This is a genomic window from Bradyrhizobium sp. 179 (assembly GCF_023073535.1).
In the GTDB taxonomy this organism is placed as follows: Bacteria; Pseudomonadota; Alphaproteobacteria; order Rhizobiales; family Xanthobacteraceae; genus Bradyrhizobium.
On the sequence record NZ_JADPJR010000153.1, the window covers coordinates 44309 to 61720 of the forward strand.

Here is a 17412-nt window from a genome sequence, read left to right on the forward strand (position 1 = left end):
GGGCTTGGTCGCAAAACAAGACGTCATCCTCGAGGGCCCGCGCGAGCGGGGGTCTCGAAGGATGGCTGCATGCGCTGCTGCAGAACCGTGTTGTCCCTCGGGGATTGCACTGGTCAGTGTGATCATCTTGTGAAAAGATCATACCGGTGGCGCGACGGGGCGTGCAACGGACGGAATGGTTGTCGTGACGAGATGGTCTTTGCGGGCGGTCGAGCCCGGAGCTGCGCTGCTGTTCAGCGGGCTCATCGCCGCCAACATCGCCGCGTGGACCTGGGCCTTCGCGCTGTTCGGCGACCGGCCGACGGTGATGGCGACCGCGCTGCTGGCCTGGGTCTTCGGGCTCCGCCACGCCGTCGATGCCGACCACATCGCCGCCATTGATAACGTCGTGCGCAAGCTGATGCAGGTGGGCGGCGGGCCGCGCAGCGTCGGCCTCTATTTCGCGCTGGGCCATTCCACCGTCGTGGTGGTCGCGACCATGTTGCTCGCGCTCGGCGTGGTGAGCCTCGGCGGCGACAGCCTGCTCAAGGAGATCGGCGGCCTGATTGGCACGTCGGTCTCGGCGCTGTTCCTGCTCATGATCGCGGCCATCAATCTCGCGATCTTCGCAGGCTTGTGGCGGACGTTTCGCAGGGCGCGCGAGCAGGGCGTTCACGACGCCGCGGGCCTCGATGCGCTGCTCGCCAATCGCGGCATCCTGGCGCGGCTGCTTGGCCCGATGTTCCGCCTGGTGACGAAACCCTGGCACATGTATCCGCTCGGTTTCCTGTTCGGCCTCGGCTTCGATACCGCGACCGAGATCGGCCTGCTCAGCATTTCCGCCAGCGAAGCCGCGCGTGGTACCTCGCTCGCCGATGTCCTGGTGTTCCCGGCGCTGTTCGCCGCGGGCATGGCGCTGGTCGACACTGCTGACTCCGCGTTGATGGTGAGTGCCTATCGCTGGGCCTTCGTCGATCCCTTACGCAAGCTCTGGTACAATCTTACGATCACGGGGGCCTCGGTCGCGATCGCACTGTTGATCGGCGGCATCGAAGCGCTTGGCCTGATCAGCGATCGTCTCGGCTTGGCCGGCGGCGTGTGGGCGGTGGTCGATGGTCTTAACGAATCGCTGGCGAATTTCGGCTTCGTCGTGATCGCGCTGTTCGCGGTCGCCTGGCTCGTCTCCGCTTTGCTCTATCGCCGCATGTTCGCGGAGAACGGGAGCAATGCGGGGCGCGGCTTCGATGCGGCCGAGGCGGCGTCGGTGATGAGACGCTGAATCCAGGCTTAGAGCGCGGCCGCGCTTTGCGCCGGCTCCGCTGGCATATCATCGCCATTGGGATCGCCCGGCGCCGTCGCCCAGGCGAGCTCCACCAGCGTCACGATCCGGCGTCCGGCACCGTCGAGCTGGCAGACGATCAGGCCTTGCTCCTCCATATAGCTAAGCAGGCGCTGCGCGCGGCGCAGTGAATGCGAGCCATAGGCGCGCGCGATCGCGGCATCGCCGGGACACGGCCAGCCTTCCTTCGCCGCCCTCGCGATCATCATGAACACGCCCTGCATGTCGTCGGGCAGGATCGAGGCGCGCAGCGACACGTCCTGCCAGGCGTCGTCCTCAGCCAAATCGGTGCCGAGCCCGGCGCGCGCGTGCGTCAGCATGCGGCGGAATTCGTTGAGATCAGGCACCGCCGCGCCGAGCCCCTCGATGCGGCAGCGGACCACGAATTCCTGATAGAGCACGCCGATGGCGCGGAAGCCGGCATCGGGCCCGGCGAGCACGGCACGAAGGGTACGATCCACGCGCTCGCGCCGTTCAGCGAGCTCTTCAGCGCTGACCGGCAGCGCGATCGGTTCCGCATGCGATTCCGGCGTAGCTGCCGCTTTCGCGGCGCGGAGCTGCTCGAGCAGATCCGGCGCGGGCCGGCGCTGCGGCCGGCTGGCGTCGGGCGGCGGCGCGGCCAGGATCACGGCGCGCGCGTCTTCCAGCGTCGCTTCCGGCAGCGGCATCAGCCGCGGCGTGGAATTGCGCGGGCAGGTAGTGGTCGGGCCGATGTTCAAACGCAGGGGACGGCGCGATAGCGCAGGCCCCAGCGCCATGAACTGGCCACGTTCGAGATCGCGAAAGGTTTCGGCCTGCCGCCGCTCCATGCCGAGCAGGTCGGCGGCGCGCGCCATGTCGATGTCGAGGAAGGTCCGTCCCATCAGGAAGTTGGAGGCTTCCGCCGCGACGTTCTTGGCAAGCTTCGCCAGCCGCTGGGTCGCGATGATGCCGGCGAGCCCGCGCTTGCGGCCGCGGCACATCAGATTGGTCATCGCGCCGAGCGACAGTTTGCGCGCTTCGTCCGAGACCTCGCCCGCAACCGCCGGCGCAAACAGCTGTGCCTCGTCGACAACCACCAGCATCGGGTACCAATGGTCACGATTGACGTCGAACAGCCCGCCGAGGAACGCCGCGGCGCGCCGCATCTGGTTCTCGGCATCGAGCCCCTCGAGATTGAGCACGGTGGAGACACGATGCAACCGCGCGCGCTCGCCGGCGACCTGAAGGCCGCGCTCGGTGTGATCCTCGGCCTCGATCACCAGATGGCCGAAGCGATCGGCCAGCGTGACGAAGTCGCCCTCGGGATCGATGATGGCCTGCTGCACCCAGGGCGCGCTCTGTTCCAAGAGCCGCCGCAACAGATGTGATTTGCCGGAGCCCGAATTGCCTTGCACCAGGAGCCGGGTCGCCAGCAGCTCCTCGAGGTCCATGGCCGCCGCGGCGCCTGCCGTGGTCTGCCCCATCTCGATCGCAACTGTCATGTCCCCGACTCAAGTCCCGTCATTCGCGGACAGGGGCTTATCAACCCCGCCGGGGCGCGTCGAGCGCTACCGCGCGAATCAGGCCGCGTTGCCCACGGCGGAGTTCAGGCGCGATGCGACAACCGTAAAAGCGCGGGCCGATATGGCGGATGCGGATTGTCGTCCTCGTTCTCGGGAATGGCGCAGGAGCCGAATTCCTGCCTGATCCGTTCGATCTCGGCGATGCGCTCATGCAGCCGCTGCAAATGCTCGGGCGACGTCGCCCGCCAGAACCGGAAAGTGTCGGCGGTGAGCGGCACGAACGCAGTGCCGAACAGCGTCGGCTCCGGAACAATGGTGCGTCCGAGCAGCAGGAACCGCTCTGTGCCGGACACGACGAGGGTCGCATAGCCGCGGTTTCCGATTCGCCTGACGCCGTTCAGCGACCATTCGACAAGCTTGCTGAAATACGGCTCCTCGCGCCAGCGGTCGGGACAATCGTCGTCCACCGTGACGTTGACGGCGTCCTGGCTGAAATGCACCACGATGCCCGACTTCGCCGGAAACCAGTCGTCGTCGAGATGGCCCTGCAGCCAGGCACAGACGAACGACCGGCACATTTGCGGGCGGCGATCGTAGATGGTGCATCCGGTGCCGGCCTGCCAATATTTGCAGAGCTGGTTCACCGGCTTGTCGACGCCGGCGACTTCGAGGATATCGCAGCAGGCGTTGCACGATCCGCATTGCCGGGCAGGGCGGGCCGCCTTCGGCAGGCCGGTCGCGCGAAAGCCCTGGCCGTCGCGCACCAGCAGCTTCTGCTTCTCCAGTGCGGTCAACGCCCGCTCGATCTTGAGACGGGACAGTCCGGTTGCGTCGATCACGCCCTTCATCGTCGTCGCGCCTGCCTCGACCGCGCGGACGACGCTCAGCATCGCCTGATCCATTGTTGTTGTTCTTGTTCTGGTTCTCTCAGCCGTGCATTGCGTTTGGGCCGGACAACAGACCGGCAAACAGATTGTAGACACTTGACCTAGAAAGATATGTTGCTCATCTCTCTGTCGGCTGGGCAATAAGCCGAACCTGTCCCACGTGCATGCAACGTCTGCGCGAATGAAGGGCCAGCACGTAAAGGAGAGCTCATTCGCGTCGAATCGGCTCGCTTTGCTCGCGGAGCGCCGGGATATGACGGGCGGCATGCCGTCGTCTCACGCAGTCGTGATATCAGCGGCCTGCGCGTCGGCGCGATGTGAAGGCGACCGGACCGCGTGACCAATCGAGATGCGACGACTATCGTTGAGTTTGCGCAACACCGGGAACAGGTCGTACGCCGAACCTGCAGTGATGCTGGTTCAGATCGCCACGGCGGGCGCAGCGTGGGTGACGTTTGGTGCAACGCTCGGCCGTGGCGCCCGTCGTCTTGGGCATCCCGACCTGGTCACGCGCACCGGCGCGGTCGCGCTGGTCGCGGTGACCGGCCTGATCTGGATTCGATTCGCTCGCAGCGCCTGAGCGCCGATGTCGCTGGAAGCGGCGCCCCTACTGCGCGCCGGATCCGCCCTGCACGATCTTCTCGTTGAGCTTCTGGTCCACGGTGTCGACCGTGCGGTCGATCTCGGCATTGGGCACACCGAGCTGATGCGAGATCAGCTTCACCAGCAAGTCGACGCGCTCGATGAAGGGCGCGCCGCTCGCGACCGCGCGGGCGGCCGACGACGGCTTGAGCAGGCTTTCGGCGGCCTTGGCATATTTGGCGAACGGCACCTGGTCCTGCGGGTCGGCGCCGAGGCGGCGGGCGATGGCATCGACATGATCGTAGATCGTCTGCGAGCGCGCGAGGTCGCCATGGACGGCATCGCGGATCGACTGCGGCTCATTCGGCGTGATGCAGCGGTAATTGCCAGTCAGCAGCATCGACCATTTCGCCAGCGGCACGAACAACGAGTCGAACACCTTCAGCTTCACCGGCACGTCCTGGCCGTCGAGTGTCACCGCGTCGATGTCGGCTTCGAGCTCGCGCAGCAGCTTGTTGTGCTTCTCGTCTGCGAATACCGATGCCTTGAAGTTCGTGGGCAGGCCGACATGGAGCACGTTCGCCGCCTCTTCCGGCGGACGGAATGCCTGCGGGTCGGGCGAGCACAGCGTCACCAGCCCCGGCTCGAAGCGCTCCCACACCTGCGCATTGGTGTAGGCCTCCTCGAGATCCATGTCTGCGAGGGCCGGAATCCGCTTCAGATAGGGTAGCGGCGGCATGTTCATGATCGACAGGCACGGCAGCTTCGCCGCGGCGATCTTGACCATGAGAACGCGCACCGTGTGGTTGGTGTATTGCGGCTCCTGCATGGCGAGGCCGACCAGGTCGTAGCGCGAGAGGTCGACATTGGCCGGCGTCACCGCGTCGAGCTTGCCGGGCAAGTCGCGCGAGAAGATCGCCCGGTGCACCGCCTCGTCGCGCAACTTGATGCGCACCTCGGTACCGTCCCGATTGATCAGCTCCGCGGTCTTGGCGCGGCACACCAGGGTCACGTTATGCCCAGCCATCAAGAGCTTCGTGCCCAGCAGGGAGCCGTAAGAAGCTCCGAGAATCAGGATGTTACGCGCCATATTTCGTCCCTTGGCAGTCGTGCAGTTTTGTCCCCTCCTCCGTCCGGAGGGGGAATTGCGGGCATGTAAAGCGAAGTGCGTGGGGATGGCAACTGGGATAATGCATACAAGGGGGCACCGATAGACGGATGGTGCGAAAAGCGAAATCCGGAGGCGCTCGCCCGGCGGGCAGCTTCTATCGCCCCATATCCCGGCTCAACCGAGAGGGGCGATCATGTGTCGCGATGAGCGCAAGACGTACGGAGTCCCGAGCTGACGTTAGATGCTAAAGGGCGGCCCGTTCGGCCGCCATTTAAATTTCCGCGTGCCGATCTCACTTCACCATCGCGCCGTAAACGATGTCCTGGACCTGTTCGCGATAATATTTCCTGAGCTCGCCCGGCGCCGCCGTTCCGACGACGACGACGAGACGCTCCTTGGGATCGCAGAAGAACTGCGTCCCGAAGGCGCCATTCCAGGTGAACTCGCCGGGATTGCCGGGGACCGACGACAGCCCCTCGCTGGTGCGGACCGCAACCGAAAGGCCAAAGCCGAAGCCGCCGCGATGCGGCTCGATGTTCGCCACGTTGTTCTTGATCTCGGGACCGAGATGGTTGGCCGTCATGTGATGCACGGTCTTGGGGGAGAGAATGCGCTGGCCATCGAGCTCGCCACCGTTGAGCAGCATCTGCCCGAAACGGACGTAGTCGCCGATCGTCGCGAACGCGCAGGCACCGCCACAGTCGAATTTAGTCGGCGTGTCCAAAAGCTTGATCGCCTGGGGCTTGCCGGTCAGCGGATCATTGGCGAACGGGCGGGCGAGGCGAGGGCGCTGTGCGTCCGTCGGGTGGAAGGTCGCGTCCTTCATGGCGAGCGGCTGCCAGACGTTGGCAGCGAGATAATCACCGAGCTTCTGCTCGCTCACCTTCTCGACCACAGCACCAAGCACGTCGATCGAAAAACCGTATTCGAACTCAGTCGAGGGCTGATGCGCCAGCGGCAGTTTTGTGATGCGATCGATGAAGGCCTGGGTGTCGCCTTCGATCGCAGGCGCTATGCCATCGGGATATTGCCGCGCCACCGGACTGGAGCTGTCGGGGCGGCCGCCATACATCAGCCCGGACGTATGCCGGTAGAGATCATGGATGAAGATCGGCGAGGCCTGCGGCTCGAGCTTGAGCGATCCGTCCGCCTGGTGCACGCCGACCTTCATGTCGGCAAAGCCCGGATAGTAGTCGGACAGCTTGGCCTGAAGCGGCAACTGGCCTTTTTCCATCAGCGTCAGGCCGGCGACCGCTGCCATCGGCTTGGTCATCGAGGCCAGCGCGAAGATCGCGTCGACAGGCATCGGCGTGCTCTTGTCTGGATCAAGCATGCCGTAAGCTTTGTAGTGCACGAGCTTGCCGTCTCGCGCCACCGCGACGACCGCGCCGGGTACGCGCTTGGCGGCGATCTCGCGCGCGAAGAAACTGTCGAGGCGTGCAAGGCCCTGTTTGGAGAAGCCGACATCGTCGGGATTGGCTTCCGGCAGCGGCGCGGCACTGGCCGTACCGAACGCGATGGCGGCAGCCGCCGCCGCGATCATGGCGATCGTCTTGTTCATTGCGTCCTCCCAAAGGCGCGAGCTCGTTATGCAGTGGCTCGCGAATGCCGAGATCACACGTCCGCGACCGAGCGGAGTCAAGCGCGGGCAGAACATGTCTGGGACGCGCCGGAGATGCCGGAACCTATCGTCCTTCACCGGCGCGCCACAGCGCATCGAGGCCGTGCCGGTAGGTCGGGTGAGCAAGCGTGACGCCGAGCTCGCGCTTAAGTTTCGCGTTGGAGACCCGGGCGCTGCTGGCGTAGAAGCTGCGGGCCATCGCCGACATCTCGGCTGTCGCGAACGCTTCTTCTGGCGGCGGTGCAACGCCCATCAGCTGCGCGGCGTAGGCGATCACGTCCTGCGGCGGCGCGGGCTCGTCGTCGCACACGTTCCAGGTGCCGCCGTTCGGGTGACGGACAGCGGCCATGATGGCGCTCGCGATGTCGTCGACGTGGATGCGGTTGAAGACCTGTCCCGGCTTGATGATGCGCCGGGCCGTTCCCGCACGCAGGGTCAGGAGCGCATTGCGGCCGGGACCATAGATGCCCGCAAGCCTGAGGATCGCGGCAGCGCCGCCTGTTGCCTCCGTCCAGGCTTGCTCCGCCGCGAGCCGCATCCGCGTGCGTTCGAACATCGCCTGTGGCGGGGTGCTCTCGTCGACCCATCCGCCGCCGTGATCGCCATACACGCCGATGGTCGAGAGATAGACGACCTTGCGGCGACCTGCCGCCACTACGTCCGCAAGGCCGGTGACAGTGGGATCGCCGGAGCGGCCGGGCGGGATCGATATGAGAAGGACGTCGGCGTCGCTGATGCGTTCGACCGTGGTGCGATCCAGATCACTCCCGGAAAAGGCTTGCACCTCGATGTTGGTGAGATCATCCCGCTGCCCGGGATTGCGCACGGTACCGGCGAGGTGCGAGAAGGCGCCGCCGAACCTGCGGACGAAGTGCCTGGCGCTATAGCCGATGCCAAGGATGAAGAGCCGCATGCCTCTGCCGTGCTGGTCGGGGTTCCCGTCGCGCTACCTGCGCCCCTCTGCTCATAAGAGATTTTTGGGGCCGGCAAAAGATATTGCAATTTGTCTCACCTGCGGCCGCGGGCGATGGTCACCTGGGCGATAGGAGAAATCATCGATCATGCAGGCAGAAGCATCCGCCACGCCGGTAGCATGCAATGCTGCCGACCTGATCCGGCGCGCCGCCGCGCTCATCTTCGATGTCGACGGGACGCTCGCCGAAACGGAGGAGCTGCACCGGCAGGCGTTCAATCATGCCTTCTTGCGCCACGGGCTCGGCTGGGAATGGGACCGCGCCGTCTACAAGGACCTGCTGCGGGTGACCGGGGGCAAGGAACGTATGCGCGCCTACCATGCAAGGCTGCGGATCGCCCAGCCATTGGCGGACGAGGACATCGCGGAGCTTCATCGCATCAAGACCGCCCATTATGCCGAGCTGGTCGAGACCGGCTGCTGTCCGTTGCGGCCGGGCGTGGCGGAGCTGCTCGCCGCCGCGAGGGCGCGCGGCCAGCGGCTCGCGATCGCGACCACCACTTCTCACGGCAATATCGACGCACTGCTCTCGCAGGCGTTGGGGCCGGGCTGGGCAAGGGTTTTCGACGCGATCGTTGCCGGCGACGACGTGCGGCACAAGAAGCCTGCACCGGACGTCTATCTCGAGGTCCTGGCACGGCTGAAGCTGACTGCGCACGATTGTGTGGCGATCGAAGACTCCGCGAATGGCCTGATCGCGGCCTCACGAGCCGGCATACCGGTTCTGATCACGCGCAGCATGTTCTTCGGGGACGATGATTTCAGCGCTGCGCGGGTCGTGCTGGACGATCTGTCGAGGCTTGGATGAGGTGCTAAACAAAAAACTCGCAAAACAACCCCATGCACAGTAGATCACGCCTGCGTGATCATCGTCTTCAGTGGACGCGGTGGCTCGGGCTATCCTCTTCGGCCTGCTCGACAATCTGCGCGATCGGGCTCGATTGGTGATGCACCAGGAGCCAGCCGTCGCCGACGCGGCGGAAATGGTTCGCCGCCGCCAAAGCGGTGCCGTCGACGATCTCGATGCAGAGCACGCGCGCGCTGTCGCCGTCGACGATGGCCTGCGGTTCGGCGCAGACGATCTGCGGCCGCTGCGGATTCTGCAGGATGTCGCGCCAGCTTCCGATCACGGTGGCCCGCCCGATAATGGCCGGCCAGCCGGGATGAATGCAGGAAATGGCGTCATCATCCGCCCACATCCGCTCCATTTCGTTGAAATTGCCGGCCGAAAAGGCGGCGTAGAAGGCCGCGTTCGCAGCGATGACCTTGCTGTCTTTTGCCATGCCTCCCGGGTGCGGCAATGGCAGGCAAAAATCAAGCGCGACTTCCGTCGGCGTTGACCGCGGTGCAGCATTCAAGATGCTGCGCGCGTTGTGGTCACGCCCAAACGTGCGCCGCCACCGCCCGCCGTGCGCCATCCTGGTAGAGACGGCCGAGCGCCGAAGTCACGGCCTCGCGCAGGCGCGGCTCTGCGCCAAAAGGTCCGAACACCTTGGCGACCCCGAGCATTGCGGGCGCGAGCCGTTCCGCGATGGGACCTGCCTCGCGCGCCAGTGCGGCGAATTCGCCGGCGAGCGGATCGCGCACGTCAATCGCGCGGCCCTGCTCGTCGAGGCCGGTGACGTAGCGCATCCAGCCGGCCACCGCGAGCGCATGGGTTGCGATCGGCAAATCCTTGCGCAGGCGATCCTGCATCGCGCCGAGCAGGCGGTGTGGGAGCTTTTGCGAGCCGTCCATCGCAATCTGCCAGGTGCGGTGGTGAAGTGCAGGATTTGCGAAGCGCTTGAGCAGCGAGGCGCGATAGGCGGCGAGGTCCGTGCCTGAATGCATTGTCAGCGTCACCGCGGCCTCTTCCATCACCTGCGCGGCAAGACGGGCGAAATGCGGGTCCTGCATGGTGTCGGCGATGGTCTCGTAGCCTGAGAGATAGCCGAGATAGGCCAGCGCCGAATGGCTGGCGTTGAGCAGCCGCAGCTTCATCAGCTCGAACGGCTTGACGTCGCTGACGAGCTCGACGCCTGCGGCGGCGAGATCGGGCCGGCCCGCGGTGAAGCGGTCCTCGACCACCCATTGCGTGAACGGCTCGGTCATCAGGGGCCATGCGTCGTAAAAGCCCAGCGCGGATGACACCGCATCCCGGTCGGCGTCTGTGGTTTCCGGCACGATGCGGTCGATCATCGTGCAGGGGAAAGCGACTGCATCCGCGATCCACTTGCCGAGCTCTTTCGACCGCAGCGCGGCGAACTGCGTCACGATCCGCTGCACGGTGTGGCCGTTGGCGGCGAGGTTGTCGCAGCACAGCACGGTGAAGGGTGGAAGACCCTGCGCCCGGCGGCGCGCCAGCGCAGCCACAATGAAGCCCGGCGCCGAGCGCGGTGCGCCGAAATTGTTGAGATCGTGCACGATGTCGGGATTCCGCTCGTCCAGATCGCCGGTTTGCGGCGTGTGGCAATAGCCCTTCTCGGTGACGGTCAGGGACACGATGCGAATGGCGGGATCGACCATGCGCCCGACCAGCCGTGCCGGATCCTCGCGAGCGACGACGCTGTCGAGCAGCGCGCCGATGACGCGGTGCTCGGTGCCTTCGGCCGATCGTATGGCAAGTGTGTAGAGGTGGTCCTGTGGGGCAAGGGCGTCGCGCGTGTCCGGGCTGCGCAGGCTCGCGCCGACGATACCCCAGGACGCGCTGCCTGCGGCAAGGCAGTCGTCGATGACGACGGCCTGGTGTGCACGGTGAAACGCTCCCAAGCCCAGATGCACGACGCCCGGCGTGACGCGGGAACGGTCATAGGCCGGGCGGCGGATGCCGGGCGGCAGCCGCTCGAGATTGGTGCGGCCAAGGCGCGTTGAACGAAGGCGCATGGACGTCTCCCCTTTGCTTTGCCGCTGCTTGACATGGCGCCTGTCCTCGGTCAATGCTCCGGTCAATTGGTAAGACCAATTTTCCAAAATTGGCCGGCCGCGGGTACACGAGGTGCCTCGCGACCCGTTCGGGAGGACCAGCGTGCCGCTGGAAGCTGTGGAGGCGAGACGGCTCTATCGCCAGGTCGCCGATCAATTGCGAAGCCTGATCGACAGCGGCGAGTACGCCGTCGGCAGCCGCTTGCCGACCGAGCGCGAACTCGCCGAACAGCTCAAGGTATCGCGGCCGACGGTGCGCGAAGCTTTGATCGCGCTCGAGGTCGAAGGCCGCCTCCGCATCCGGGTCGGGTCCGGCATCTACGTGATCGAGCCCGCCGCCGTTGCGGCACCGGCACCCGCATGCGTCATCGAGGGCCCGTTTGAGCTGCTGCGCGCCCGCGAATTCCTGGAAAGCGCCGTCGCCGAAGAGGCCGCGCGCGTGGCGACCAAGGACGACATCGCCCGCATCGATGCGTCTCTTGTCGCGATGGAGAAGGTCGAGCATCCCGGCGAAGCCTCGATGGTCCATGATCGCGCGTTTCACATCGCGATCGCCGGGAGCCTCGGCAACGCCGTTCTGGTGCGCGTGGTCGGCGAGCTGTTCGATCAGCGCCTCAATCCCTATTTCGCCCAGCTTGCGCATTATTTCGAGAGTCCGGGCACGTGGCGGGCGGCGCTCGACGAACATCGCGCGGTGCGCGATGCAATCGCGGCGCATGATCCGCAGGCCGCGCGCGTTGCCATGCGCAATCATCTGGCGCGCTCCCAGGAACGCTTCGCGCAGAATTTTGGCGCCGAGAACGCGGTGGGATCCTCGTCCGGACCCAGCCGCACGGAGCGAGCCGGGGCAAAACCGTCAAAACCGAAACATGCGCCGAAGAAGCGGGCTGCGAGCAGCAGCGCACGACGGCGATGAGATTGGGCGGCTCGCTTCCGCTTTGGGGCGGGCGAACAAGAAGCAGACTTGAACGATGGAGGAAAAGTCGATGTTGAAGAAGATGACGATTGCCGCGGCGCTCTCCGCCGCCGCGCTGCTGGCTGCGACCAATGCAGGCATGGCGCAGACCAAGCTCAAATGGGCCCATGTCTATGAGACCTCGGAGCCGTTCCACACCGCATCGGTTTGGGCCGCGCAGGAGATCGGCAAGCGCACCAATGGCCGCTATCAGATCGAGGTCTATCCGGCCTCACAGCTCGGCAAGGAAGCCGACATCAACCAGGGGCTCTCGCTCGGTTCGGTCGACATCATCATCTCCGGCTCCAGCTTTGCGGCCAAGAGCTTCCCGCCGATCGGCGTGACCTACTATCCCTACACTTTCCGCAACGCCGACCATCTTCTCGCCTATACCAAGAGCGACATCTTCAAGGAGCTCGCCAAGGGCTACGAGGACAAGAGCGGCCATCACATCGTCGCGGTGACTTATTACGGCGTGCGCCAGACCTCGTCGAACAAGCCGATCAAGACCTGCGCCGATATGAAGGGCCTGAAGATGCGCGTGCCCGACGTGCCGGCCTATCTCGCAATGCCGCGCGCCTGCGGCGCCAACACCGCGCCGATCGCGTTCGCCGAAGTCTATCTCGCGCTCCAGAACGGCACCGTCGAGGCGCAGGAGAATCCGCTGACCACGATCGAGGCCAAGAAGTTCTACGAGGTGCAGAAGCACATCGTGCTGACCGGCCACATCGTCGACCACCTCAACACCGTGATTGCGGGCGCGCTGTGGAAGAAGCTCAGCGACGACGACAAGAAGATCTTCACCGACGTCGCGCAGGAGGCGGCCGCCAGGGCCACCGAGGAGATCAAGCAGAACGAGGCCAAGCTCGTCGCCTTCTTCAAAGAGAAGGGCTTGAGCGTGACCGAAGTCGACAAGAACGAGTTCCGCGACGCCGTGCTGAAGAACGTTGCGTTCGAGACTTTTGGTTACCGCAAGGCCGACTGGGAAAAAATCCAGGAAGTCAAATAGCAGTGGCTGTCATTCCGGGGCTCGCGAGCGAGAACCCGGAATCTCGAGGTTCCGGGTTCGACGCTGACGCGTCGCCCCGGAACGACGTTGAGGTCTATCGAGGAGCAACCCATGTCGACCGCCGAAATCCACCGGCAGATCACCGCGGACGAGATCGCCCATACTTTCGAGGAAGAGGCGACGCCGAAGGTCGATCTCGGCATCTACGCGCTCGAGGACTGGCTGGCGCTCGCGATCTTCTGGGTGATGGCGCTTGCCGTCTTCCTCCAGTTCTTCACCCGTTACGTGCTCAACGACAGCTATGCCTGGACCGAAGAGATCGCGACCTACTGCCTGATCGGCGTGGTCTTCATCGGCTCCTCGATGTGCGTGCGGCTGTCGCGCCACATCCAGGTCGATCTCGTCTACCGCTATCTGCCGCAACCCGTGGCGCGCGCGCTGTCGACGGTGATCGACCTGATCCGGATCGTCTTCTTCGGCTATGCCATCAAGCTGGTCTGGGTCTACATCCAGATCATCGGCGACGAGCAGATGACCACGATCAATCTTCCCAAGGACTACGTATATTATGCTGTGCTGCTCGGCTTCGTGCTGATGTTCGCACGCTCGGTGCAGGTGGCAATGCAGAACTGGCGACAGGGCTACTCGGTCCTCGAACGTCCCGGTGCCTATGACGGATCGGAAGGATAGACCATGCTGCTGTTGCTCGGGGGCTTTCTCGTCCTGATGCTGCTCGGCGTTCCCGTGGCGATCGCCATGGCCGCGTCGTCGCTGCTCTACATCCTGGTCAGCGGCGTGACGCCCGACGTCACGCTGGCGCAACGCATGATCGCCGGCGTCGAGAGCTTTCCGCTGCTCGCCGTGCCGTTCTTCATCCTGGCCGGCAACCTCATGAACATCGCCGGCGTTACGGGGCGCATCTACAAATTCGCGGTTGCGCTCGTTGGCTGGATGCGCGGCGGCCTCGGCCACGTCAACATTATCGGCTCGGTGATCTTCTCCGGCATGTCCGGCACCGCGATAGCCGATGCCGCCGGTCTCGGTACCATCGAGATCAAGGCGATGAAGGACCACGGCTACTCCACCGAGTTTTCGGTCGGCGTCACCGCGGCCTCGGCGACGCTCGGCCCCATCATCCCGCCGTCGCTGCCCTTCGTGATTTACGGCATGATGGCGAACGTCTCGATCGGCGCGCTGTTCCTCGGCGGCGTCATTCCCGGCGTCGTCCTGACCCTGTTCATGATGGCCACCGTCACCTACTTCGCGCACAAGAACAAATGGGGCAGCGATACGCCGTTCTCCTGGCCGCAGCTCGGCTCGGCCGGGCTCGAGATCGTCATCGTGCTGTCGTTCCCGCTTGCGATCTGGCTGATGACGCTCGCCGGCATGTCGACCAACATGGCGGTGGTGATTGGGCTTGGCGCGCTGCTGGTGATCGACTGGTATTTCGACTTCTCCGCGGTGATGGCGCTGATGGCCCCGGTGATCCTGATCGGTGGCATGACCCTCGGCTGGTTCACGCCCACGGAAGCCGCCGTCGCCGCGGTGATCTGGTCGCTGTTCCTCGGCCTCGTGCGCTATCGCACCATGACGTTCCAGACCGTCGCCAAGGCGACCTTCGACACTATCGAGACCACGGCCTCGGTGCTGTTCATCGTCACGGCGGCCTCGATCTTCGCCTGGCTGCTGACGGTGTCGCAGGCGGCCCAGATGTTGTCGGACTGGATGCTCAGCATCACCCACAACAAATGGGTGTTCCTGGCGCTCGCCAACGTCCTGATCCTGTTCGTCGGCTGCTTCATCGACACCACGGCGGCGATCACTATTTTGGTGCCGATCCTGCTGCCGATCGTGCTCAAGCTCGGCATCGATCCGATCCATTTCGGTCTGATCATGACGCTGAACCTGATGATCGGACTGCTGCACCCGCCGCTCGGCATGGTGCTGTTCGTGCTCGCCCGCGTGGCAAAACTCTCGGTCGAGCGTACGACGGTGGCGATCCTGCCCTGGCTGGTGCCGCTGATGCTCGCGCTGATCGCGATCACCTACATTCCCGAGCTGACCCTCTGGCTGCCAAAATACATGGGACTTTCCAAATGACTTCCACTGCTCTTGCCGCAACCCTGTTCGGGCCCGAAGACCTGCGCATGATCGAGCATCCGCTCGACAAGCTCAGCGACGGCATGGTGCGCGTCCGGTTCGGCGCCGGCGGCATCTGCGGCTCGGACATGCACTATTTCCGCCACGCCCGCACCGGCGATTTCGTCGTGAAGTCGCCACTGGTGCTCGGCCACGAGATCTCCGGTGAGGTCGTGGAGATCGCCGGCGCCGCAGCGAACCTGAAGATCGGTGACCGCGTCGCCGTCAATCCGTCGCGCTGGTGCGGCCATTGCGTCGCCTGCCGCGAGGGGCGGCCGAATCTCTGCGAGAACATCTACTTCATGGGCTCGGCCTCGAAGACGCCGCACATGCAGGGCGGCTTCGCCAATTATTTCGACGCGATTCCCGCGCAGTGCGTGAAGATACCGGACCACGTCTCCTATCAGGCCGCAGCGCTGGCCGAACCGCTCGCGGTCTGCCTGCACGCGGTCGCGCGCGCCGGTAACATCGAGGGCAAGCGCGGCATCATCTTCGGCGCCGGCCCGATCGGGCTTCTGACCATGCTGGCCGCGCGCCGCGCCGGTATGACTGATGTCACGGTGGCCGACATCGCCCCGGCGCCGCTGGCCTTCGCAAGCCGGCTCGGCGCCTCGCATGTCGAGAACGTTTCGGGCGGCGAAGAGGGTCTGAAGGCGCAGGCGGCTTCGCGTTCCTATGATGTCGCCTTCGAGGTCTCCGGAACGGCCGCGGGGCTTGCCAGCGCGATCGGCATCGTCAGGCGCGGCGGCATCGTGGTGCAGATCGGCAATCTGCCGGGCGGGCAGATCCCGACACCGTCGAACGCGGTGATGGCGAAGGAGATCGACCTGCGCGGCTCGTTCCGTTTTGGCTTCGAGTTCATGACGGCGGTGGAACTGATTGCGGACGGCAGCGTCGACGTGCTGGCGTTGGTCACCGCGGAGCGGCCGCTATCGACCGCGCCCGATGCGCTCAGGCTGGCACTCGACCGCTCGCAGAGTGTCAAGGTCGTGCTGACCGCGAATTGATCGGAGACAACGCATGATGCTGGAGGGATGGCGCTGGTACGGGCCGGACGATCCGGTCTCGCTCGACGATGTCAGGCAGGCCGGTGCGACGGACATTGTCTCGGCGCTGCATCAGGTGCCGATCGGCGAGGCCTGGACGCGCAAGGCGGTCGAAGAGCGCAAGAATTTCATTGAGAACGGGCAGCCCGGCCGCTCGCAACTGACCTGGTCGGTGGTGGAATCAATTCCGATCCCCGACGACGTCAAGCGCCTCGGGGCTAAGGCGACCAAATCGATCGAGGCGTGGATCGCGAGTCTCGAAGCGGTGGCCGCTTCTGGGATCAAGATCATCTGCTACAATTTCATGCCTGTCGTCGACTGGTGCCGCACCGATCTGGAATGGGAGCTGCCGAACGGCGCCCGCGCCATGCGCTTTGACCAAGACCGCTTTGCCGCCTTCGAGCTGCATATCCTCAAGCGTCCTGCTGCGCTTCAGGAATATTCGCCGGAGCAGCAGGCCCGCGCGAAACAGCTGTTCGACAAGATGAGCCAGGCCGACATCGACTATCTCGTGATGGTCATTGCCAGCGCGCTGCCGGGCTCGACCACCGAGCCCATGACCATCCCGCAATTCCGCGATCGGCTCGAGACGTATCGCGACATCACGCCAAAGATCCTGCGGCGGCATCTTGCCGAATTCCTGGGCCGTGTCGCGCCGGTCGCCGAGCAGCTCGGTGTATCGCTGACGCTGCATCCGGATGATCCGCCGCGCCCGCTGTTCGGCCTGCCGCGCGTTGCCTCGACGGCCGAGGACTACCAGGCGCTGTTCGACGCCGTGCCGTCCAAGGCCAACGGCATCTGCCTGTGCACGGGATCGCTCGGCGTTCGGTCTGAGAACGATCTGCCTGCGATGGCGGAGCGCTTTGGCTCTCGCATCGCCTTTGCCCATCTGCGCGCAACAAAGCGCGAGGCTGATGGTCTTTCATTCTACGAGTCCGATCATCTCGACGGCGACGTCGACATGATCGCCGTGCTCAAGGCGCTGTTAAGGGAGAACGCGCAGCGTTCGCCCAACAAGAGAATCGTGTTCCGTCCCGATCACGGCCACCGCATGCTCGACGATCTCGCCACTACCAAGCGCACCAATCCCGGCTACACCGCGATCGGCCGCCTGCGCGGCCTGGCCGAACTCCGCGGCGCAATCCGCGCGATCCAGCATCGGTAGAGGCTCGCTTCTCATCCGTTAGGGAGGCGTTTATCCACACCATCATTGCGAGCCAACGGGTCCGCGCGAAGCGCGGCCCGAGGACAGGCTCCGCGAAGCAATCCCGAGTCTTTTCGCGGAGGGATTCTGGATTGCTCACATGGGGGTTTGGTGTGTCAAGATTTATGATCAGCTCTTTGTTCGATTGCAGGCCAGCTCTTCGTCCCGACCGTGGGATCTTT

16 protein-coding genes are annotated in these 17412 nt (G+C 64.9%); 9 read left to right on the plus strand and 7 right to left on the minus strand.

The window, feature by feature from the left end:
- Positions 1-175 precede the first annotated feature (175 nt).
- Positions 176-1258, plus strand: coding sequence for a HoxN/HupN/NixA family nickel/cobalt transporter (locus IVB12_RS35305; protein WP_247307020.1), 1083 nt, complete (start codon positions 176-178; stop codon positions 1256-1258).
- A gap of 8 nt (positions 1259-1266) precedes the next feature.
- Here the strand turns inward: IVB12_RS35305 and IVB12_RS35310 are convergent, their stop codons facing one another.
- Positions 1267-2781 carry an ATP-binding protein gene (locus IVB12_RS35310; protein ID WP_247307022.1) on the minus strand — a complete coding sequence of 505 codons (1515 nt, stop codon included), beginning with the start codon at positions 2779-2781 and terminating at the stop codon, positions 1267-1269.
- A gap of 104 nt (positions 2782-2885) precedes the next feature.
- Positions 2886-3704 carry a YkgJ family cysteine cluster protein gene (locus IVB12_RS35315; RefSeq protein ID WP_247307025.1) on the minus strand — a complete coding sequence of 273 codons (819 nt, stop codon included), beginning with the start codon at positions 3702-3704 and terminating at the stop codon, positions 2886-2888.
- 394 nt (positions 3705-4098) lie between these two features.
- On the opposite strand from IVB12_RS35315, the gene IVB12_RS35320 reads away from it, so the two are divergent.
- The gene (locus tag IVB12_RS35320) at positions 4099-4269 is read left to right on the plus strand and encodes a hypothetical protein (protein WP_247307029.1); all 171 of its coding nucleotides are present in this window, start codon (positions 4099-4101) and stop codon (positions 4267-4269) included.
- Between the two features lie 27 nt (positions 4270-4296).
- Here IVB12_RS35320 and IVB12_RS35325 read toward each other — a convergent pair whose 3' ends face one another.
- From IVB12_RS35325 to IVB12_RS35335, 3 genes are all read right to left on the minus strand, one after another.
- Entirely contained in the window at positions 4297-5361 is a 1065-nt protein-coding gene (locus IVB12_RS35325) for a 2-dehydropantoate 2-reductase (RefSeq protein WP_247307032.1), read from the minus strand.
- A gap of 313 nt (positions 5362-5674) precedes the next feature.
- Positions 5675-6943, minus strand: a complete 1269-nt coding sequence (locus tag IVB12_RS35330) for a serine hydrolase domain-containing protein (RefSeq protein WP_247307035.1) — start codon at positions 6941-6943, stop codon at positions 5675-5677.
- Positions 6944-7067: 124 nt separating this feature from the next.
- Positions 7068-7916 (minus strand): SDR family oxidoreductase, encoded by an 849-nt coding sequence (locus IVB12_RS35335; RefSeq protein WP_247307040.1) that lies wholly within the window; start codon positions 7914-7916, stop codon positions 7068-7070.
- 148 nt (positions 7917-8064) lie between these two features.
- Here IVB12_RS35335 and IVB12_RS35340 point away from each other — a divergent pair, with 148 nt between their 5' ends.
- On the plus strand, positions 8065-8784 hold the full coding sequence (locus IVB12_RS35340) for an HAD family hydrolase (protein ID WP_247307043.1): 720 nt from the start codon (positions 8065-8067) through the stop codon (positions 8782-8784).
- A gap of 67 nt (positions 8785-8851) precedes the next feature.
- Here IVB12_RS35340 and IVB12_RS35345 read toward each other — a convergent pair whose 3' ends face one another.
- Both IVB12_RS35345 and IVB12_RS35350 read right to left on the minus strand, forming a co-directional pair.
- The gene (locus IVB12_RS35345) at positions 8852-9259 is read right to left on the minus strand and encodes a nuclear transport factor 2 family protein (RefSeq protein WP_247307062.1); all 408 of its coding nucleotides are present in this window, start codon (positions 9257-9259) and stop codon (positions 8852-8854) included.
- Between the two features lie 94 nt (positions 9260-9353).
- Positions 9354-10838, minus strand: coding sequence for a mannitol dehydrogenase family protein (locus IVB12_RS35350; RefSeq protein WP_247307045.1), 1485 nt, complete (start codon positions 10836-10838; stop codon positions 9354-9356).
- 142 nt (positions 10839-10980) lie between these two features.
- Between IVB12_RS35350 and IVB12_RS35355 the strand changes: the two genes are divergently transcribed.
- From IVB12_RS35355 to uxuA, 6 genes are all read left to right on the plus strand, one after another.
- Complete coding sequence (locus IVB12_RS35355) at positions 10981-11793, plus strand: FadR/GntR family transcriptional regulator (protein WP_247307048.1); 813 nt, start codon at positions 10981-10983, stop codon at positions 11791-11793.
- 70 nt (positions 11794-11863) lie between these two features.
- Positions 11864-12841, plus strand: coding sequence for a sialic acid TRAP transporter substrate-binding protein SiaP (locus IVB12_RS35360; RefSeq protein ID WP_247307050.1), 978 nt, complete (start codon positions 11864-11866; stop codon positions 12839-12841).
- Positions 12842-12952: 111 nt separating this feature from the next.
- The gene (locus IVB12_RS35365; protein ID WP_247278304.1) at positions 12953-13531 is read left to right on the plus strand and encodes a TRAP transporter small permease; all 579 of its coding nucleotides are present in this window, start codon (positions 12953-12955) and stop codon (positions 13529-13531) included.
- A 3-nt stretch (positions 13532-13534) separates the two neighbouring features.
- The gene (locus tag IVB12_RS35370; RefSeq protein ID WP_247307052.1) at positions 13535-14941 is read left to right on the plus strand and encodes a TRAP transporter large permease; all 1407 of its coding nucleotides are present in this window, start codon (positions 13535-13537) and stop codon (positions 14939-14941) included.
- Positions 14938-15987, plus strand: a complete 1050-nt coding sequence (locus tag IVB12_RS35375; RefSeq protein ID WP_247307054.1) for an L-idonate 5-dehydrogenase — start codon at positions 14938-14940, stop codon at positions 15985-15987. Before IVB12_RS35370 ends, IVB12_RS35375 begins: the two co-directional genes overlap by 4 nt.
- Positions 15988-16003: 16 nt before the next feature.
- Complete coding sequence (uxuA, locus tag IVB12_RS35380) at positions 16004-17191, plus strand: mannonate dehydratase (protein WP_247307063.1); 1188 nt, start codon at positions 16004-16006, stop codon at positions 17189-17191.
- Positions 17192-17412 lie beyond the last annotated feature (221 nt).